Origin of the sequence: Thalassococcus halodurans, assembly GCF_900108225.1 — a bacterium.
In the GTDB taxonomy this organism is placed as follows: Bacteria; Pseudomonadota; Alphaproteobacteria; order Rhodobacterales; family Rhodobacteraceae; genus Thalassococcus; species Thalassococcus halodurans.
The window spans coordinates 100345-120653 of the sequence record NZ_FNUZ01000003.1; the positions used below are offsets into that span (position 1 = coordinate 100345).

Below are 20309 nucleotides of genomic sequence, written 5' to 3' on the forward strand. Positions count from 1 at the left end.
GAAAACCATATTGGTTGTCTGCTTTGGACCTTTAGAAGTCTTCGCTGGCGAGCCAACGAACGGCACCAAAGTCCTGCACAGCGGAAATCGAACCTGAACCACTCAACGCTTTTTCTCAATTTGGCCAAGACACCCGAAGAAATACCCCCCAAATAAAAAGCCCCGCCGGAGCGGGGCTTTGTTTTTATTCGGCGGGGACGGCTTTGTCTTCGATCCCCAGCGGATGCGGGATTTTGTCCAGCATCTCGGTCGGGCAGACCTGAATGAACTTCGCCAGTTCCTCTTCCCAGTGCTGCAGGATGCCAGCGGCCAGACGGCTGCCTGTTTCCGCGTAGTGACGCTCGACCAGATCCTTCAGCTCGGTCTGCCATGCTTCGACAGCGACCGGACATGTGACGATGGATTCGGTGTTCATCATTTCCACCGACTTGCCATCCGGATCATAGAGATACGCCATACCACCGGTCATACCGGCACCGAAGTTCGCACCGATCGGGCCGAGGATCACCGCTGTACCGCCGGTCATGTATTCACAACCGTTCGAGCCACAGCCTTCGACCACCACTTTGGCGCCCGAGTTACGCACGGCGAAACGTTCGCCCGCGCGGCCTTCGGCAAAGAGGTAACCGTCGGTCGCACCGTAGAGAACGGTGTTACCGATGATGGTGTTCTTCGCAGCTTCCAGCGGCGAGTTCATCGGCGGACGCACCACAACGGTGCCGCCCGACAGACCCTTACCAACATAGTCGTTGGCGTCGCCGTAGACTTCGATCTTCAGACCCGGAGCCGCGAAGGCACCCAGCGACTGACCGGCAGAACCTGTCAGCTTGACGGTCAGGTGATCCGGCTGCAGCGAGTTGCGCATACCGAACTTGCGGACGATGTGGCTCGAGGTGCGTGTGCCCACGGTACGGTGTGTGTTCATCACCGCGTAGGACAGTTGCATCTTTTCGCCTTCCTCAAGGAAGCGCGCCGCATCGCGGATGATTTCCGCATCCAGCGTGTCATCCACAGGGTTGCGCGGACGGTTCAGATCATAGACCGTTTCGTCCGAGCCATCGACGCGGATAAGAAGCGGGTTCAGGTCCAGATCGTCGAGGTGGTCGGAACCACGCGATACCTGGCTGAGCAGGTCCGCACGACCGATCACTTCGTCCAGCGAACGAGCGCCGATAGACGCGAGGATTTCGCGCACTTCCTGAGCGTAGAAGGTGATCAGGTTCACGACCTTGTCCGCGTTGCCTGTGAACTTGGCCCGCAGGCTTTCGTCCTGAGTACAGACACCAACGGGGCAGGTGTTCGACTGACACTGGCGTACCATGATACAGCCCATCGCGATCAGGGCGGCGGTGCCGATGCCGTATTCTTCGGCACCCAGCATTGCTGCCATGACGATGTCACGACCTGTGCGCAGACCACCATCGGTCCGCAGAGTGACGCGGGACCGCAGGTTGTTCATCGACAGAACCTGATGCGCCTCTGTCAGACCCATTTCCCACGGCAGACCTGCGTATTTGATCGAGGTCGCAGGCGATGCGCCTGTGCCGCCGTTGTGGCCGGACACAAGGATCACGTCCGCCTTCGCCTTGGCAACGCCAGCGGCGATGGTGCCAACGCCCGAGGACGCCACCAGTTTCACGGTGACCTTACAACGCGGGTTGATCTGCTTGAGATCGTAGATCAGCTGCGCAAGGTCCTCGATCGAGTAGATGTCGTGGTGCGGCGGCGGCGAAATCAGGGTCACGCCGGGTGTGGAGTGACGCAGACGTGCGATCAGCTTGGTCACTTTCATGCCGGGCAGCTGACCACCTTCACCGGGCTTCGCGCCCTGTGCGACCTTGATCTCAAGCTCTTCACACTGGTTCAGGTATTCGGCTGTGACACCGAAGCGGCCCGATGCGACCTGTTTGATCTTGGCCGACGGGTTGTCACCGTTCGGTTCCGGCAGGAAGTGTGCCGGATCTTCACCACCCTCGCCCGAGTCGGACTTGGCGCCGATGCGGTTCATCGCAACGTTCAGGGTCTTGTGCGCTTCCGGCGACAGGGCGCCCAGCGACATACCCGGAGTGACAAAGCGCTTGCGGATCGACGTGATGCTTTCCACTTCGTTCAGCGGCACAGGTTCGCCCAGCGGCTTGATGGCCAGCAGGTCACGCAGATGGATCGGCGGATTCGCCTGCATCGCCTTGGAATAGGTTTTCCATGTCTCGAAAGACGCGCTGTTACAGGCGGCCTGCATCAGGTGCATTGTCTGCGCACCCCATGCGTGGGTTTCGCCGGATTTACGGGCTTTGTAGAAGCCACCGATCGGAAGAACGTTCTGACCGGACAGGAAGCCCAGCTGGTGGATCTCTTCTGCCTTTTTCTGGATACCGGAGACACCGATACCGGAGATACGCGACACCATGCCGGGGAAGTATTCGGCACACATCGCGCGGGACAGACCCACAGCTTCGAAGTTCAGACCACCGCGATAGGACGAGATGACCGAGATACCCATCTTGGACATGATTTTCAGCAGGCCCATGTCGATGGCGTCACGGTAACGCGCAACCGCCTCGGTCAGCGGGCCATCCAGCAGGCCGCGGTTGATGCGGTCTGCAAGGCTGTCTTCTGCCAGATAGGGGTTCACAACAGTCGCACCGGCACCGATCAGAACCGCAAAGTAATGCGGGTCCACACATTCCGCAGAACGGACGTTCAGCGAACAGAAGGTGCGCAGGCCCTTGCGGGTCAGGTGGCTGTGAACCGCCGAGGTCGCAAGGATCATCGGCATGCCGATTTTCGCAGCAGACGCGTGGTGGTCGGTCAGGGTCAGGTGACCCGCGCCGGAACGCACGGCATCTTCTGCCTCGTTGCGGATACGTGCCAGCGCTTCGCGCAGCGCGGACTGACCCGCGCCCACAGCGAACGTACAGTCGATTTCCACGCTTTCCGCGTTGAAGTGCTTTTGCAGTTCAGCGAACTGGGCGTTGCCGACAAACGGGCTTTCCAGAACCAGAATTTCGGTCTGCGCGCTGGATTCATCCAGAACGTTTTTCAGGTTACCGAAGCGGGTCTTCAGCGACATGACGCGGAATTCGCGCAAGCTGTCGATCGGCGGGTTGGTCACCTGGCTGAAGTTCTGACGGAAGAAGTGCGACAGCGGGCGGTATTTCTTGGACAGAACCGCCGACGGTGTGTCGTCACCCATGGATGCCAGTGCTTCTTTGCCATCCTCGGCCATCGGCACAAGGATCTGCTCCAGCTCTTCTACGGAATAGCCGGCTGCCAGCTGACGCTTGCGCAGTTCGTCACCGTCAAACATCGGCTTTTCGTCGACCTTTGCCAGCACGTCGTCCAGATCGTTGATCTTGCCGACCCAGTCGCCGAACGGCTGCGAGGCCGCCAGTTTATTCTTGATGGCAACGTCGTGGTACATTTTGCCTTCGGCCATATCGACCGCCAGCAACTGACCCGGGCCAAGCGCGCCTTTTTCACGCACGGTGGCTTCGTCGACGGGGACCATGCCCGCCTCGGAACCGGCGATCAGCAGGCCGTCGCCTGTCACAACGTAACGCATCGGACGCAGACCGTTGCGGTCCAGACCCGCGCAGACCCAGCGACCGTCAGTCATGGCCAGAGCGGCAGGGCCGTCCCACGGTTCCATGACCGAGTTGCAGTAGGAATACATGTCACGCCACGCCTGCGGCAGTTCCTCGGCCTGCTTGGACCAGGATTCAGGCACCAGCATGGTTTTCGCCATGGGCGCGTTGCGGCCTGCGCGCACCAGAACTTCGAACACAGCATCCAGAGCGGCCGAGTCGGACGCACCGTTTGCGATGATCGGTTTGATGTCGCCAGCCATGTCGCCGAATGTCGAAGAGGCCATACGGATTTCGTGGCTCTTCATCCAGTTGACGTTGCCTTTCAGCGTGTTGATCTCACCGTTGTGGGCCAACATGCGGAACGGCTGGGCCAGCCACCACTGCGGGAAGGTGTTTGTGGAATAACGCTGGTGATAGATCGCGAAGGCGGACTCGAAACGTTCATCCTGAAGGTCGGGATAGAACTCGGCCACGTCCTGCGCCAGCATCATGCCTTTGTAGATGATCGAACGGCAGGACAGCGATGCAATGTACAGCTGGCCAACGCCCGCCGCAGCCGCCGCTTTTTCGATGCGGCGACGGATAACATACAGTTCACGCTCGAATGTTTCTTCGTCCACGCCTTTCGCGTTCGAGATCAGGATCTGCTCGATCTCGGGGCGTGTCGCGTTCGCTTTGTCACCAAGGCAATCGACGTTCACCGGAACGTGGCGCCAGCCGTAGATGTAGTAACCCATGCGCAGAACTTCTGTTTCCACGATGGTCCGGCAGGTTTCCTGCGCACCAAAGTCTGTGCGGGGCAGGAAGACCTGACCAACCGCCATCAACTGGTTCATGCGCGGTGTGTGACCTGTGCGTTCGATCTGGTCGTAGAAGAACGACACGGGGATCTGAACGTGGATACCTGCGCCGTCACCGGTTTTGCCGTCAGCATCAACAGCACCGCGGTGCCAGATCGCTTTCAGCGCGGTGATACCGGCTTCGACAACCTTGCGCGACGGTTTGCCGTCAACAGAGACAACAAGACCAACGCCGCAGGACGAATGTTCTTCTTCTTCGCTATAAAGACCGTTTTCGGCCATCCATTTGCGCTTTGCCTCTTCGGCGCGCACCCAGTCAGCATCATATTTGGTCATGGCTTCGTCCTCCATGTGGACCGTCGGAAGTGACGGCCGAATTTCAATTCGTAGCTTTAGCTGGCCGCTTTGGTCTTGGTTCTAGACGCAGTGGCCTTTTTCGGTGTCGTGGTCGTGGCCTTCTTGGCCGCGCCCGTTGATGTCTTTGTCGCCGTTTTGACTTTGATAGTCGTGGCCTTTGGCGCTGCCGGTGTTTCAACCACCCTCGGGGACGGGCCCAATATCGGGTGGTTTTCGGTCGTTCGACGATAGGCGCCCATCGGTTCCAACAACTGGCGCACGCGGCGCGTCCGGTTATTCAGACACAGCGAGACGACCTGATCCAAAATACCCTCACGCTTCAGCCGCTGGGGCACCGCGTGGGTCGTGTCGGGCAGGATCGTGTGAACCAACCCCGCACGGATCGGAAACCGATCACGTTGGAACTTGTCGCGATTATGGTTGCCGTGGATCACGTGGTACGCGGTTTCGTTGACCCAGTGATCATCGACAGACCGGATGCGGAAATCCGAAATCGGATCGACCCAGTTGCGCCAGCGGTGTTCATTGCCTGCAATATCAGGATGTACCGAATGCTGCGGGGCGAGCGACACAACAGTGTCGACCTCCATAAAGTCTGCCAGAACGATGGCCGCGAACCCGCCCATGGAATGGCCCAGCGTGCAGATCGACGTGATGCCGCAGCTGTCCACGATCTTGGCGGTGTCTTCCAGAATGCGTTCGATAATGCCCGCACCGTTCAACCAAGTCCGGTTCGGATCGACCACAAACAGCACGTGGTTCTGGCCGTTTTCGGTCGCAGAGCGCGCAAATTCGTAGGGCGGGATATCTTCGCTATCCTTACCCACACCGGACAGGCAGATCACAAGGCGCGAATTGCTGCCTTTGTGCTGATAGGTCAGCAGATCAGCATCGGTGCGCAGGGGCGTGATTTCAAAACGGTCTGCCATGATCACGCCTCACCCAGTGCAGGGAATTTGGCGACGCAATCAGCCCGCGTCAGAACCTTGCGGTCATTTGCGGCGTAGGCGTAGCTGTCAGGCTTGTGATCAATATAGATCTCGGCCCGCATTTCGAAACCGTTCGGATCGTCGAACAGACCCAACGGGATTGCATAGGTGCCACCCCATTCAGAGCTGTCATCAGACATCGAAAACCACAGGCCCGAACCGCATTCCGAACACCATGCGCGTTCGGCCCACTCCGAGCTTTGGCGCTTGGCAATCTTGTCCTGACCGGTCCAGTCGATCTGGTCTTTAGCAACATCGACTTCGATCAGCGCAGAACCAGTCCAACGGCGGCACATCTCGCAATGGCAAACGTCAACAGTGGACGGCACGGTCCGCGCGCTGAATCGCACGGCTCCGCATAGGCATCCTCCTGTCCGTTCCATTGACATGGGTGTTCCTTCGTTGGCTGGCGCTGCGGCGGATTACTCCGCCGCGATTGCCGCTGACTTTTCGATATCTGCCAGAACAGCCGCAGCACAGTCGCGACCGTCACGGATCGCCCAAACCACCAGCGATGCACCGCGCACGATGTCGCCTACGGCATAGACGCCCTCAAGGCTGGTACGACCGGATGTGAATTCGGCCTTAACGGTGCCCCAACGGGTGACTTCCAGCTCGGGCTGACCCCAGAGCGTTTGCAGCTCTTCAGGTTCGAAACCCAGCGCCTTGATCACCAGATCGGCGGGCTCGTCATATTCCGCACCTTCAATCGGCTCGGGGCTTTGACGGCCTGTCGCATCGGGCTGACCCAGACGCATGCGCTGAACGATCACGGATTCAACCGTGTCACCCTTGAAGCCCTTCGGCGCTGTCAGCCATTCGAACTGTACGCCTTCCTCTTCCGCGTTCTCTACTTCACGGACAGAACCCGGCATGTTCGCACGGTCACGGCGGTACAGACACTTAACGCTTGTCGCACCCTGACGGATCGAGGTCCGTACACAGTCCATCGCGGTGTCACCACCGCCGATGACAACTACGCGCTTGCCCTTGGCGTTCAGCTCACCGCTTTCGAATTCGGCAACGGTGTCACCAAAGTTCATCGCGCGGTTGGATGCTGTGAGGAAGTCGATCGCCTTTACGATGCCCTTGGCACCGGCGCCCGGCCCACCAAGATCGCGGCTTTTGTAAACGCCTGTCGCGATGATGACCGCGTTGTGCGCCTTGCGGATGTCGTCAAACGACATGTCTTCGCCAACGTTCACGCCCAACTTGAAGGTAACGCCACCTTTTTCCAGCTGCTCGATACGGCGCATGACCACGTCTTTTTCCAGCTTGAAGCCGGGGATACCGTAGGTCAGCAGGCCGCCCGCGCGGTCGTAACGGTCATAGACAGTCACCTGCAAACCCGCACGACGCAGCACGTCAGCGGCCGCCAGACCACCCGGGCCCGCACCGATGATGCCAACGCTTTCTTCACGCTCGGAAACAGGCGCGATGGTTTCAACCCAGCCCTCTTCCCACGCAGTGTCGGTGATGTATTTCTCGACCGAGCCGATGGTCACAGTGCCATGGCCGGATTGTTCGATGACGCAGTTGCCTTCACACAAACGGTCCTGCGGGCAGATACGGCCACAGATTTCCGGGAATGTGTTGGTGGCTTGCGACACCTGATAAGCTTCTTGCAGACGACCTTCGGCGGTCAGACGCAGCCAGTCGGGAATGTTGTTGTGCAGCGGGCAATGCGCCTGACAGTAAGGCACGCCACACTGGCTGCAACGCGACGATTGCTCTTTCGCTTTCGCGTCAGCAAACTCTGCATAGATTTCATTGAAATCCTCTTTGCGCTGTGCGGCACCGCGCTTTTCGGGCATATCCCGATCGATCTTTACGAATTTCAACATCGGCTGGTTTGCCATCAGGCCAACTCCCTGAATTGCGGACTAGACGCTCCCTATACTCAAGGGCGCTCTGAAAGAAAAGTCAGCACGACTTACCTAAATAAAGATTTTCTCGCAAGATATATTTGAATTTCTATTGCAGTGCAGCAAAATTAGGTCGCAAATCGGACCTATATTAGCGCTTTGCTAAAAAACAAAAGGTTTTATACAGCCGAACATGCCCATCGGAGCCTTTTGATGACCTATGCCCATTTGCTGATTCTCGCGTTGATTCAAGGCATAACCGAGTTTTTGCCCATCTCGTCGTCGGGCCATCTGATCCTGCTGCCGGGCCTGACCGGAATGGAAGATCAGGGCCTTGCGCTGGACGTCGCTGTCCACGTGGGCACACTTTTTGCGGTCATTCTGTACTTTTGGGGCGATGTGAAACAGGCCCTGATCGGCACGCCCCGCATGCTGATGGGTAAGCTCGATACAGACGGCGCGTTCCTCGCACTCTGCCTTTTGATCGCAACGATTCCCGTGATCATCGTGGGTCTGGCGCTCAAACTGTCGGGCCTGGACGAAGCGATGCGGTCGATCACCGTGATCGGCTGGACGATGCTGGTCTTCGGCCTTGTCCTTTATTGGGCAGACCGGACAGGCGCCGAAACCCGCGAAGCACAGGACTGGACCCTGCGCCACGCCCTGACCATGGGCCTGTGGCAGTGCCTCGCCCTGATCCCCGGCACATCGCGCTCCGGCATCACCATCACTGCCGCCCGCCAACTGGGCTACGAACGCAGCGACGCGGCGCGTCTGGCCATGCTGATGTCGATCCCAACCATCGCGGCCTCGGGCGTCCTGCTGGGCGCAGACGTCGTTGGTCAGGCAGACATGGCACTTCTACGCGACGCAGGCATTGCCGCGCTCATGGCCTTTGCGGCAGCACTGGCCGCGCTGACCCTGATGATGCGTCTGCTGCGCTCGGTCAGCTTCACGCCCTACGTCATCTACCGCGTTATCCTTGGCGCAATCCTGCTCTGGATCGGCTATTCCTGATCGCCATGCGCCACGCGTGAATCCTTTGGCGCATCATCGCGATCAAACATGCCGTAGTCCCGCAGGACGTGGCACACCTTCAGACGGTAATCGGCAAAAACCCCACCCCGCCCCTTGGCCTGCGCCCCACGATGCGCGGTCAATTGACGCCAACGGTCCACAGCGGCCTCGTCCTCAAAGAACGAAATCGACAACAGCTTACCCGGGTTGGTCAGGCTCTCGAACCGCTCGACGGAAATAAACCCCTCAACCTCATGCACCAACGGCCGCATCGCGGCCGCGATATCCAGATATTCATCCCGCTTTCCGTCCGCTGGCTGAACCTCGAAAATAATGGCGATCATGGTCATGTCCTCCCTGCCCCGGCGGCAGTTAGCCAGAAATCAACACAGCAAACCAGCCGCTTTCATCTGTCCCTAAATACTCCAGGGGTGCGGGGGCAGCGCCCCCGCTCCGGTCGCTTTGGCAAAGCCAAATCGAAACCTACCACATCCGCTCTTTCGCGTTTTTCTCATAGGTCGCGTCATACTCGCGCCCGCCAGCACGGCCTTTGGTCATTTCCGCAATCAAATCCCCCGCCGTCGGCACGCCTTCAATGGGTTCCTGCCCCCACAAACCTGACCGCATGATCGCCTTGGCGCATTGGAAATACACCTCACCGACGTCAATCACGATCACCGTCGCCGGATGCTTGCCGCGTTGTTCGAAGCTTTCCAACAACGCAGGGTCTTTCGAAACCACTGCCTGCCCGTTCACGCGCACAACGTTTTTCTCGCCTGTGATCATAAACATCAGCGAAATTCGCGGGTCCCGAACCAGATTGCGCAGCGTGTCCAGCCGGTTGTTCCCGCGCCAGTCCGGGATCAGGATTGTTTTCGGATCGGCAATCCGCGCCACAGGTCCGTCATCGCCTCGCGGGCTCGCGTCGGTACCCTCTTCAGCCACGGTGCTCACGATGCAGAACCGCGATGCTTCGATCCAGCGGGTGTAAAGCGGTGTCAGGCGATCCGCGACTTTGCTCAGCGACGCGGGCGCTGGCTCTCCGTACAGGCTGTGAAGGTCTTCAAGCGTTGTGATTGTCCACATCAAATCCCGCCTCGCGCATCAAATTGTCAGAGGCCGTTTCGACCCTGACTTCCAGTTCAGAAAGAAATTCGTTCTTCCTCATACCGGACTCGATCCGAGGCAGGAATTCAACCACTGCCGTACCGGGTTTCTTGTAAATACCGCGCCGCGACCAGAAAAGGCCCGCGTTCGTCGCCACAGGCACGCAGTCCTGACCAAGCTGGTCGTACAAAACCGCAGAGCCCACCTTATAGGGCATTTTCACGCCCGGGGCGGTGCGCGTGCCTTGGGAATAGATGATCAATTGTCCGGGGGCCGTCAGCCCCTTGGCCACGTCTGACACCATCTTACGGATTGCCTGACCACGCTTGCCACGGTTCACAGGAACACAGCCGATGCGATAGCCGTAGACCCCGATAAAGGGCACGAACATCAATTCGCGCTTCATGATGAACTTGCCCGACGGCACAGCGGCAAAGATCATCAGGATATCGAGGAAAGACTGGTGTTTAGCGGCGATCAGCACCTCATCCGTTGGCGGTGTGCCCCGCACTTCGGCTTTGACGCCGGTCATCCAGCCCAAGGACCAGATCGCATAGCGGGCGTAGGTCATGCACGCCACCCGCGCGCCCTTGGGCGACACCAGCGCCCAAGGAAAGAACGCGATCCCGATGACAGCCATCATCAGATAGACGTGGATTTCGTAGAACGCCGACCGCAGCCACTGAATTGCGTATTTCATCAGGCAAGATCCTCAAGCACCCGCTTGGCCGCGGATTTCGTTGCAAAGAAGGCCACAGCCGCTGCCAGTACAGGCACCACAAGTGGCCAGATCCAGTCGAACCCGCGAAAGCCCAACCCCGTCAAAACGCCGCCCGTATCGCCGGTGTCCGGCATTAGGGTGACCGCAATCATTCCCACAAGCGTTCCTGCCGCCGCACCGCCCAATGCGCGCAGCGTGAAACGTCGCACAAAGGCCGCCGCGATATAGGCATCGGTCGCGCCCACCAACCGCAAAACCGCAATGATCTGCGCATTCGCCGCCAGCGCCGCGTTGGCCGCCAGCGTCACCATGGCCGCCGTGGCCCCCATGATCAATACAAGCGCAATCCAACCCAACCAGCGCAGCCCGCCAGCCGCCGCCAACAGCGGCTTGCGCCAACGGGCGTGGTCATCCAGCACCGCGCCAGGCACTTCTGCGGACAAACGCAGGCGCAGACCACCTGCGTCGAACCCTTCATCCGTCTCGGACACAGCGATCAGCTGCGGCACGCGCAGTGTCTCGATCGGCAGGTCCGGTCCGAACCACGGCTCTAGCAGGGCACGCTGTTCGTCGTCGCTTAGAACTCGGGCCGATGCGACACCCGGTGTGGTGTCCAACACCGCCATGGCCGCGGCCACTTGGGCGTCCAGTTCTTCCGGCGCGGCCGAGATGCGCAATGTTGCGCCTTTGGCCAAGGCATCCGACCAGCGATCCGCCAGACGGTCCGCCGCCAGCGACAGCGCCAGCGCAAAGACCGCCAGAAACGCCATAGCCGCCGCGCTGAATAGTGTCAGGCGAACGGTGTAGCCCGTGGGCGGTACGATCCTGTCGTGCGCCGCGTCGCCGCGCAGAAGGCTGCGGATATCTTCCATCGAAACTCTCAAAGATCCGCCCCCGCCAATTGCAAACGACGGTTCGAAATCCGCAACACACGCGCCTGCACCTGCGATTTAGCCGCACGGATCAGACCCAGATCATGGGTCGCGATCATCACGGTTTTGCCCATGCGGTTCAGTTCGATCAACAGGCGTAGCAAACGTTGCGACATTTCCCAATCAACGTTGCCTGTGGGCTCGTCCGCCAGAATGACATCCGGCGACATGATCACCGCCCGTGCCAGCGCGGCGCGTTGACGTTCACCACCGGACAGTTCCGGTGGCAAGGCATGAGCGCGGTTCGTCAAACCGACCCAAGACATGAGTTCGCCGATATCGGCCATCGCCTCGGCCGTGTCCTGATCCGACACCTGCAGCGGCAAAGCCACGTTATCCAAAACCGACAGATGATCCAGAAACTGGCAATCCTGATGCACCACACCGATCTTGCGCCGCGCCATGGCCACGTCATCACGGCCCAGCATGGCAACGTCTTCGCCAAAAATCCGTAAGTGGCCAGCTGTCGGGATCAACGCGCCGTAGCACAATTTCAACAGCGTGGTTTTGCCTGATCCGGACGGACCGGTCAGAAAATGGAACGAGCCCGGCACAAGCTGCATCGAGATGTCGCTCAGCAGCTCTCCGCCGCCATAACTATAGGCTACGTTCTCAAACTCGATCACTTAAGCACCTGCTCTTTCGCCGCGCGATTTGCATCGGGCGTCCCGAATTCAGCACGTTGTGCCGCAGCAACGCGACATTTTCAATGTCACGCAAACCGAAATGGGACTTTTCCAGATGCATATGCATCCTTAAGGTAAGTGCAAATCAGGCAATAAGTGCCAGAAATGGCTGGGGACTATTATGCGGCTGACATGCCCTAACTGTGATGCACAATACGAAGTGCCGGCGGATGTGATCCCGGAAGGGGGGCGTGACGTCCAGTGTTCGAACTGTGGGCACACATGGTTTCAGATGCATCCTGATGACGAGGTGATGGTCGAGCCGGAACCCGAGGTCGAAGAAACCCCCAATTGGGACCCCGAACCGGAACCAGAAGATTACGACGAACCCGAAGAAGAAGCCGCAGCACCCGTGCGCCGTGGCCTCGACCCGTCAGTCGCCGACGTTCTGCGCGAAGAGGCCGAGCTTGAAACACGCCGCCGCGCGGAAGATGCCGGTGGACTTGAAAGCCAACCGGACCTTGGCCTGATGGATCCGGACGAAGATGATCTGTCCCGCCGCCAGCGGCAGGCGCGCGAACGCATGCGCCGCATTCGCGGTGAAAGCGCCGCCGAAGAATATAACCAGCCACCCGTGGTCGAAGCAGCATCCACCGCCGCAGCATCCGAGGCACTGGCCTCTGCCACGTCGCGCCGCGACCTGCTGCCGGACATCGACGAAATCAATTCGACTTTGCGCGCATCGGACGACAGACAGCCCGGCGAAACGCCGCAAGGCAGTCCGGTCGAGGACGAAGACACATCCGGCGGCGGGTTCTTCCGTGGCTTTGCCTATGTGGTTCTGCTGTTCGCGATTGGTGCGTTGGCCTATGTCTTTGCGCCGCAAATAAAGGAAAGCTTTCCGCAGGTTGCCCCCACTCTTGATGCCTATGTGGCCAAGGTGGACACAGGCCGTATCTGGCTCGATGACCAGATCGCAGCTTTGTTGCAAAAGCTGGATGGTCTCAGCTCCGAGGCCACGCCTGACGAACCCGCGCAAACTCCTGAAAACTAAGTTAGTCATGCAAACTGCTTGGTAACGAAGTGGTTCTATCCTGTGCCCGTACAGCAAGACGGAGCACGGAATGGACTTACAAAGCGAACAACTTGGCGAAACACTGGTCATTCGCGTCAACGCATCCCGTGTCGATGCGGCGGCGGCGATCCAGTTCAAGGACGGGATGCGCGAACTGACCCGTGAAGGGCCGGATAGATGCGTGCTGGATCTGGGGCAGGTGGACTTTGTCGACTCAAGCGGCCTTGGCGCGATTGTCGCGTCGATGAAGCAACTGAATGACGGACAGAAACTTGATCTTGCCGCGTTGAAACCCGCCGTCGACAAGGTGTTCCGCCTGACGCGGATGGACACAATCTTTGCCATCTACACCGACATGGCGACGGCCATGACCTACGATGCTGGCTGATACGGCGCTCATGGTGCAGGACGAAACCATCAAACCCCACGGACGCGGGTCGGCTTTCGAAACGGTTATGGAACCGGACTTCCTTGCCGTGCGGAACACGAGCCTGAAGATCGACAACCATCTGGCGGCCCACCAACTGCCAGCCGACGACCATCAAAATTGCAGCATCGCCCTGACCGAAGCGCTGAACAATATTGTCGAACACGGGTTTGCAAATTTGGACAGCGGCGAAATCCGGATCGCTTTGACGGTTGGTGTCACGACCATTCGCGCGGTTCTGACGGATGACGGCCGCGCAATGCCGGGGTTTCAATTGCCCGAGGGCGCCGCACCAGACCCCATCGACCTGCCCGAAGGCGGATTCGGCTGGTTCATGATCAAGTCTCTTTCGCGGTCCCAAACCTACGAAAGATGCGGCGAAATGAATGTTTTGACACTAGAATTCTCTCGTGGACCTGCAAATTGAGGCACAAAATGCGTTTCGCCTTAAAAATGCCTTTGTCCTCACAAATTGGGAACAGATTGTTTGGGCAACAATAAATCTGTAGCTGCATATAGCTTCCCTCGACGTCGTGTATAACAGCCCCCACCCAGTGCACGGCGTCGAGGACCACATACCTCCCCCACATTTCAGACGATTGACCTCGAAATTCCCGCGTCTATCTTGAGCGCGGAACTAGGGAGGTCCTCATAACATGCGCGATTTTCACAAACCCGGCCGCTCGGCCGTGTTCGCGACCAATGGCATGTGCGCCACGTCGCATCCGCTGGCCGCAAAGGCCGCAGTCTCGATACTGGAAAGCGGCGGCAACGCCGTGGACGCCGCCATTGCCGGCGCTGTTCTTCTGGGGTTGTGCGAACCGCAAATGACGGGGATCGGCGGCGACTGTTTTGCGCTGATCTCGAAACCCGGTGAAGATGTAGTTGCCGTCAACGGGTCGGGCCGCGCGGCGGCAGGCATGAACGCCGCTAGCCTGCGCGAGGCCGGTCATAAAACGGTGCCCCTTGGCACGCCCGACGCCGTCACCATCCCCGGTGCGATCGACGCGTTCTGCCATATGTCTGGAACATGGGGCAAACTCGGGCTGGCCGACAGCCTTGCACCAGCCATCCGCTACATGGACAGCGGTGTGCCCATCGCCCCGCGCGTTGCGTTTGACCTGCAATCGGGCTGCGAACGCCTGACGGGACATGGACGCACGCATTTCCTGCTGAACGGCAAAACACCCCAGACCGGCGATATCTTTGCCTTGCCCGGTCAGGCCGAGGTGCTGCGCCGGATCGCCAAAGACGGGCGCGACGCCTTCTACACCGGCGAAGTGGCCGAAGACATGGTTGCCTCGCTTCAGGCTGCCGGCGGCACCCAAACGATGGACGATTTCGCTGCAGCAAAAACCACCATCGCGGCCCCGATCAGCGGCACCTACAAAGACCGCGAACTGCTTGAGCATCCGCCGAACGGTCAGGGCGCGACCGCGATCCTGCTGCTGAACATCCTGTCCCAGTTCGATCTGGCATCGATGGACCCGTTCGGCACCCAGCGCGCCCATATCGAGGCCGAAGCCACGAAACTGGCCTACGACACCCGCAACCGGTTCATGAGCGATTTCGACTATATGACGCGGCTGGATCACATGACATCGATGGACACAGCCCGCGACCTTGCGGCGCTGATCGATCCGAACCGCGCGATGAAATCGGCCACGGACATCTCGGAAGCAGTCCACAAGGACACGATCTACATCACCGTGGTCGACAAAGACCGAATGGCCGTGTCGCTGATCTATTCGATCTTCCACAGCTTCGGCTCGGGCCTTGCGTCTGAAAAGTTCGGCATCCTGTTCCACAACCGCGGCGCGGGCTTTTCGCTGGAAGAAGGCCACCCGAACGAAATGGCGCCGGGCAAACGCCCGATGCACACGATCATTCCGGGCCTTCTGCGCGGTGCGGGCCAGACTATGCCTTTCGGCGTCATGGGCGGCCAGTATCAGGCCAACGGCCACGGGCGCGTCGTGACCAACATGGTTGATTACGGAATGGACCCGCAGTCCGCCTTGGATGCACCGCGCTCTTTCGCCGAGGGGGATACCCTATCGGTCGAGCGTGGCTATTCCGATGCAGTCCGTCAGGAACTGGCCGACAAGGGCCACAACGTCATCGTGCCCGACACCGCCATCGGTGGCGCGCAGGCGATTGTCATTCACGACAGTGGTTTGCTGGAAGGGGCGTCCGACCCGCGCAAAGACGGCTGCGCACTGGGCTATTGATCAAGGGCCAGCCGGACAGGGCGTTCGGCTGGCAATCTTTTGATATCAGTAAGAATACTCAGAGTATATCTTGCTGATATCGCCATCCCATTCCCCGTTATACTTCGCCATCAGCTCATCCGCCGGCACCTGTCCGGTTTCGATGGATTCCTTCAGCGCGTTCAGGAAGTGGGTTTCATCCGGCAGCAAGCCACCTGCGCCCTTCATGGCGCGGGCCTTCAGGCCAGCCTCGGAAATTTTCAGCACTTCGGCGGCCAGTTCCGACATTTTCACGCCGCCGGCCACCGCCTGCAGGCCATCTACCGATGCCGCCACGCGCAGGGCCTCGCGCGTTTCCGCATCAAGTGTTTTGGCAATGTCCCATGCCGCATCCAGCGCGGTCTGGTCGTACATCAGACCCACCCAGAACGCAGGCAAGGCGCACAGACGACGCCACGGGCCACCATCGGCCCCGCGCATTTCGATGAATTTCTTCATCCGTGCTTCGGGGAAGATTGTCGTCAGGTGGTCGGCCCAATCGGACAGCGTCGGCTTTTCGCCGGGCAATGCGGGCAGTTCGCCTTTCAGGAAGTCACGGAAGGACTGGCCCAGCGCATCGATGTATTTGCCGTCACGATAGACGAAGTACATCGGCACATCCAAAGCGTACTGCACCCATGCCTCGAACCCGAAACCGTCTTCGAACACAAACGGCAGCATGCCGGTCCGCGCCGCATCCAGATCGCGCCACACGCGGCTACGCCACGATTTGTGGCCGTTGGGCTTACCATCAAAGAAGGGCGAGTTCGCGAACAGGGACACGGCGACCGGCTGCAATGCCAAGGCGACGCGCATCTTTTGCACCATGTCGGCCTCGGTCGAGAAGTCGAGGTTCACCTGAACGGTGCAGGTCCGGTACATCATGGATTTGCCCATGGTGCCGACCTTGTCCATGTAATTGGTCATCAACCGGTAACGCCCCTTGGGCATCATCGGCATGTCGTCGTGGCTCCAGATCGGGGCGGCGCCAAGGCCGATGAACCCAACATTCAGATCGTCTGCCACGTCTTTGACCTGCTTCAGGTGTTCGTTCACCTCGTCACAGGTCTGGTGAATCGTCTCAAGCGGGGCACCGGACAGTTCCAACTGACCACCCGGTTCAAGCGACACGTTCGCGCCGTCTTTTTCCAGACCGATGATATGGCCGGCCTCGGAAATCGGGTTCCATCCATGGCGGTCACGCAGACCTTCCAGAACGGCACGCACCGAACGGGGGCCGTCATAGGGCAGCGGTTCAAGCGTGTCTTTCAGATAGCCGAACTTTTCATGCTCGGTCCCGATGCGCCAATCCGCTTTGGGTTTACAGCCTTTTTCGAGATACTCGGCCAACTGGTCATGATGTTCGATGGGTCCGCCGCCGGACTGGGGAATAGACATCAGATCGCGCTCCGAGACTTCGTTCGTTAGTAGTAGTCCCAAGCCATGGTCAGAAATGGCCGAGGTGTCAATGCAGCCTATCGGGGGTAATTACCTCAGAAGGCCTGCGCCAGATCACAACAGGGTGTGCAGGTTTGCGCTCCATCTCGCGCAGCATCATTTCGGTTTTCAATCCGGGCAGCAGCGCAAAGGCATCAAACAGCGCGTCCGAGCCATCGGCATTCAGCGGAATTTCCAGTGGCGCACCGTCGTGGATCAGCACCCAATGGGCGGGAAATTGACTGGGATCAAGGCGCAGTTCGTGCAGATCGCCCAGATCGACCACGCCGCCAGACAGTGGCCCGAAATAGCGCACGCGGCCTTCGATGATTTCGACCATACCGGGGCCAGCGCCCGTTTGCCGGAACCGCGCGCGCTGGATACCGGCAAAGCCCAGCACCGCACCGGCGATTGCCACGACCCAGCCCAACGCGTTCAACAGCCAGCCGACCGCACCCAGCGCCCAATAAAGGCCCAGCGCGATCAAGGCCAAACCGGCCAGCGCCTCGGACCAGCGTTTGATCGTGGCCTGTGCTTCGGGTCGTATCAAAGACATGCGGGCTCCTTCAGGATTGCGACGCGGAAGGTGCCGATCTGTTCAAAGCCGATGGCCTCATAGGCCCGCGATGCGGCGTCATTGTTGGAAAACAGGATTGCCCGTTTGGTGCCTTGGCTGGCTTCGTGGCTCAGGATTTTAGCCACAACAGCGCGCCCCAGACCACGGTTGCGATTTTGGATGGGCACGTAGACCCCGCCGACTTGCACAGTGTCCGGAATCCGCGCGTTCAGGCCCGCCATCGCCAGTGGCAGGCCCAACCGATCGCACAGCAGCCAGATATCTTCGCCCCGAATAGCGCGCTCGGCGCGTGTCAGTGCCTCGGCCGTGCGCTTGGCAGGATCGGATTCCAGACCTGTGTCTTTGAAGTAGCCGTTGAACCAAGTGTTCAGCAGATCAAAGTCGCGCGCCTCTGGTCGGCGCAGGTTGCTCAGCTCGTCTTGGAAACCCGTCAAAGCCACTTCGAACAAGGGCTCATCATGATTCAACTTATAAAGGTCCGGATCGGATAGCCCCAAAGCGTCCAGTGCCATCTGAGCCTCGGACGACAGGCCGATCATCACGGCAATCGGCTGGCCTGCCAAAACACGCGGTAGGTCAGCGCAGATTTGATCGTGCAAAGCATCGTCGGGAAACTGCACCATGGTGTTCTGGTTTTGCGTAATCCCGAACACACCCACGATCTGTCCGTCTTTTTCCCACAGGTGATAGGTCGTCGCGTGGTCATGCCCTGCCCCGCTTAACCCATGCGCGGCAAGATTCGACCGTAGGAACATCGCCGAGGCCGGTCGCTGCGCCAGAAACGCATCAAGCCGCGCCTCATCGCCGGGTTGGGCGATCCGGTGCATCACCAGTCGCCGTAGGTGGTTTGCCAAATCGTCAGCGCTGCAACCGCCGCCGTGTCCGCCCGCAGGATGCGCGGGCCAAGTCGGACAGGAACCGATTGCGCCATACCGTGCAGGCGCGCCCGTTCCGCGTCGGAAAACCCGCCTTCGGGACCAATCAGAATGCCCCAAGGCACGTCTTTGGGTTGCGCCCCGAAGTCAGCCTTTTGCTCCTGTCCTGCCAATGCCTCGTCACAGAACATCAGTTGCGCATCGTCAGGCCAGTCGCGCAGCACCTGACCCAGTTTGGCCAATGCGGCGACCTCGGGCACATACACTGCACCGCATTGCTCGGCCGCCTCAACCGCGTGGGCCTGAAGCCGGTCCTGACGCACACGTTCGGAATTGGTGAAATCGGTCTGCACCGGCACGATGCGGCGCACGCCCATTTCCACCGCTTTTTCGACGATAAAATCGGTCCGCGCCTTTTTGATCGGCGCAAAGTAGAGCGTCAGATCGGGTGGCATCCATTGCGGCTGCGACTGTTCGCGGCAGGCCAGCGTGCCCCCGCGTTTGCCCGCCTCGGCCACATCGGCCAGCCATTCGCCGTCTGTGCCGTTAAAAAGCGCCACTTCATTGCCCACGGACAGCCGCATCACCCCGAAAAGGTAATGTGCCTGTTCCCGCGACAGCGGAACCTGTTGTGCCTCCCCAAGGGGGTGCTCTACAAAAAGCCTGATCCTTGCCATGGAGCGGAACTTATGTCCGACACATCAAAAGCGCCAGTGGGCCAAATCGCAGATGCCGTAAAAGACAACTGGGTTGACCGCTTTGCACCAAACCCGGTGAAGCCGTTTTTCCGTCTGTCCCGTCTGGACCGCCCGATTGGCACGTGGCTTTTGCTGCTGCCCTGCTGGTGGGGGCTGTTGCTGGCAATGATCTCAACCGGAACCGTCAGCTGGCATGACGCGTGGATTTTCATCGGCTGCGCATTCGGCGCGGTGCTGATGCGAGGTGCGGGCTGTACTTGGAACGACATCACCGACCGCGACTTTGATGGATCGGTGGAACGCACGGCGCTGCGCCCGATTCCGTCTGGTCAGGTGCCAGTGATCAAAGCCGTGGTGTGGACCGCGCTTCAGGCGTTTATCGCCTTGGGCATTCTGCTGACATTCAACAAAACCGCGATTCTGCTGGGCGTTGTGTCGCTGGTGCCGGTTGCGATCTACCCGTTTGCGAAACGGTTCACATGGTGGCCGCAGGTCTTTCTGGGCATCGCGTTCAACTGGGGCGCGTTGCTGGCATGGGCCGCACACACCGGCAGCCTGGGCTGGCCACCGATTCTGCTGTATCTGGCGGGCATCGCGTGGACGCTGTTCTACGACACGATCTATGCCCACCAAGACACCGAGGACGACGCGCTGATCGGCATCAAATCCACCGCGCGACTTTTTGGCGACGACTCGCCCCGTTACCTGTCGTGGTTCCTTGTGGCCACTGTGTCGCTGATGGCGATGGCGGTCATCGCCGCCGTGCCGGACGCCGAGATGATCACCATGCTGATCGCGATCTTCGGGCCTTGGTTGATGGGCTGGCACCTGTGGTGGCAGTTGGGCAGGCTGGACACCGAAAACAACGACGTGTTGATCGGCCTCTTCCGGTCAAACCGCGATGCCGGATTGATCCCTGTGCTGATTTTCGCCGTCGCGCTGATGCTTTGATTGCGGAAACCTGCCCAAGGGC

19 protein-coding genes are annotated in these 20309 nt (G+C 59.6%); 6 read left to right on the forward strand and 13 right to left on the reverse strand.

Features of this window, described 5'->3' with window-relative positions:
- Positions 1-184 precede the first annotated feature (184 nt).
- Genes gltB through C4S59_RS10450 form a run of 4 tightly spaced genes read right to left on the reverse strand, consistent with a single transcriptional unit; the run spans position 185 to position 7592 of the window.
- Positions 185-4723 (reverse strand): glutamate synthase large subunit, encoded by a 4539-nt coding sequence (gene gltB / locus C4S59_RS10435; RefSeq protein ID WP_103910450.1) that lies wholly within the window; start codon positions 4721-4723, stop codon positions 185-187.
- A gap of 56 nt (positions 4724-4779) precedes the next feature.
- Complete coding sequence (locus tag C4S59_RS10440) at positions 4780-5673, reverse strand: alpha/beta hydrolase family protein (RefSeq protein ID WP_103910451.1); 894 nt, start codon at positions 5671-5673, stop codon at positions 4780-4782.
- Positions 5674-5675: 2 nt separating this feature from the next.
- Positions 5676-6122: a GFA family protein gene (locus tag C4S59_RS10445; protein ID WP_103910452.1), complete on the reverse strand. Its 447-nt coding sequence runs from the start codon at positions 6120-6122 to the stop codon at positions 5676-5678.
- 33 nt (positions 6123-6155) lie between these two features.
- Positions 6156-7592 carry an NAD(P)-dependent oxidoreductase gene (locus C4S59_RS10450; RefSeq protein ID WP_103910453.1) on the reverse strand — a complete coding sequence of 479 codons (1437 nt, stop codon included), beginning with the start codon at positions 7590-7592 and terminating at the stop codon, positions 6156-6158.
- A gap of 219 nt (positions 7593-7811) precedes the next feature.
- On the opposite strand from C4S59_RS10450, the gene C4S59_RS10455 reads away from it, so the two are divergent.
- Complete coding sequence (locus C4S59_RS10455; RefSeq protein WP_103910454.1) at positions 7812-8615, forward strand: undecaprenyl-diphosphate phosphatase; 804 nt, start codon at positions 7812-7814, stop codon at positions 8613-8615.
- Here the strand turns inward: C4S59_RS10455 and C4S59_RS10460 are convergent.
- The 5 genes from C4S59_RS10460 to C4S59_RS10480 all read right to left on the reverse strand — a co-directional run bounded on the left by C4S59_RS10460 (position 8606) and on the right by C4S59_RS10480 (position 12001).
- Complete coding sequence (locus C4S59_RS10460) at positions 8606-8959, reverse strand: antibiotic biosynthesis monooxygenase family protein (protein ID WP_103910455.1); 354 nt, start codon at positions 8957-8959, stop codon at positions 8606-8608. The genes C4S59_RS10455 and C4S59_RS10460 overlap by 10 nt on opposite strands.
- A gap of 139 nt (positions 8960-9098) precedes the next feature.
- A complete protein-coding gene (locus C4S59_RS10465; protein ID WP_103910456.1) occupies positions 9099-9701 on the reverse strand; it encodes a pyridoxamine 5'-phosphate oxidase family protein in 603 nt (200 codons plus the stop codon).
- Positions 9679-10422, reverse strand: coding sequence for a lysophospholipid acyltransferase family protein (locus C4S59_RS10470; RefSeq protein ID WP_103910457.1), 744 nt, complete (start codon positions 10420-10422; stop codon positions 9679-9681). The genes C4S59_RS10465 and C4S59_RS10470 overlap by 23 nt, the downstream gene beginning before the upstream one ends.
- On the reverse strand, positions 10422-11315 hold the full coding sequence (locus C4S59_RS10475) for a cell division protein FtsX (protein WP_103910458.1): 894 nt from the start codon (positions 11313-11315) through the stop codon (positions 10422-10424). The genes C4S59_RS10470 and C4S59_RS10475 overlap by 1 nt, the downstream gene beginning before the upstream one ends.
- A gap of 8 nt (positions 11316-11323) precedes the next feature.
- Entirely contained in the window at positions 11324-12001 is a 678-nt protein-coding gene (locus C4S59_RS10480; RefSeq protein WP_103910459.1) for a cell division ATP-binding protein FtsE, read from the reverse strand.
- A 181-nt stretch (positions 12002-12182) separates the two neighbouring features.
- On the opposite strand from C4S59_RS10480, the gene C4S59_RS10485 reads away from it, so the two are divergent.
- The 4 genes from C4S59_RS10485 (at position 12183) to C4S59_RS10500 (ending at position 15731) form a co-directional block, all read left to right on the forward strand.
- Positions 12183-13055 (forward strand): zinc-ribbon domain-containing protein, encoded by an 873-nt coding sequence (locus C4S59_RS10485; protein ID WP_103910460.1) that lies wholly within the window; start codon positions 12183-12185, stop codon positions 13053-13055.
- Positions 13056-13125: 70 nt separating this feature from the next.
- The gene (locus tag C4S59_RS10490) at positions 13126-13464 is read left to right on the forward strand and encodes an STAS domain-containing protein (protein WP_103910461.1); all 339 of its coding nucleotides are present in this window, start codon (positions 13126-13128) and stop codon (positions 13462-13464) included.
- Complete coding sequence (locus tag C4S59_RS10495) at positions 13454-13930, forward strand: ATP-binding protein (RefSeq protein ID WP_103910462.1); 477 nt, start codon at positions 13454-13456, stop codon at positions 13928-13930. The genes C4S59_RS10490 and C4S59_RS10495 overlap by 11 nt, the downstream gene beginning before the upstream one ends.
- A gap of 229 nt (positions 13931-14159) precedes the next feature.
- The gene (locus C4S59_RS10500) at positions 14160-15731 is read left to right on the forward strand and encodes a gamma-glutamyltransferase family protein (protein WP_103910463.1); all 1572 of its coding nucleotides are present in this window, start codon (positions 14160-14162) and stop codon (positions 15729-15731) included.
- A gap of 45 nt (positions 15732-15776) precedes the next feature.
- Here the strand turns inward: C4S59_RS10500 and C4S59_RS10505 are convergent, their stop codons facing one another.
- The 4 genes from C4S59_RS10505 to C4S59_RS10520 all read right to left on the reverse strand — a co-directional run bounded on the left by C4S59_RS10505 (position 15777) and on the right by C4S59_RS10520 (position 19315).
- Entirely contained in the window at positions 15777-17147 is a 1371-nt protein-coding gene (locus tag C4S59_RS10505; protein ID WP_103910464.1) for a glutamate--cysteine ligase, read from the reverse strand.
- 67 nt (positions 17148-17214) lie between these two features.
- Complete coding sequence (locus C4S59_RS10510) at positions 17215-17742, reverse strand: hypothetical protein (protein WP_103910465.1); 528 nt, start codon at positions 17740-17742, stop codon at positions 17215-17217.
- Entirely contained in the window at positions 17733-18590 is an 858-nt protein-coding gene (locus C4S59_RS10515) for a GNAT family N-acetyltransferase (protein WP_103910466.1), read from the reverse strand. The genes C4S59_RS10510 and C4S59_RS10515 overlap by 10 nt, the downstream gene beginning before the upstream one ends.
- Positions 18590-19315 carry a 16S rRNA (uracil(1498)-N(3))-methyltransferase gene (locus tag C4S59_RS10520; RefSeq protein ID WP_103910467.1) on the reverse strand — a complete coding sequence of 242 codons (726 nt, stop codon included), beginning with the start codon at positions 19313-19315 and terminating at the stop codon, positions 18590-18592. The genes C4S59_RS10515 and C4S59_RS10520 overlap by 1 nt, the downstream gene beginning before the upstream one ends.
- Before the next feature lie 12 nt (positions 19316-19327).
- Between C4S59_RS10520 and ubiA the strand changes: the two genes are divergently transcribed.
- On the forward strand, positions 19328-20287 hold the full coding sequence (gene ubiA, locus C4S59_RS10525) for a 4-hydroxybenzoate octaprenyltransferase (protein ID WP_103910468.1): 960 nt from the start codon (positions 19328-19330) through the stop codon (positions 20285-20287).
- The last annotated feature ends 22 nt before the right edge of the window (positions 20288-20309 follow it).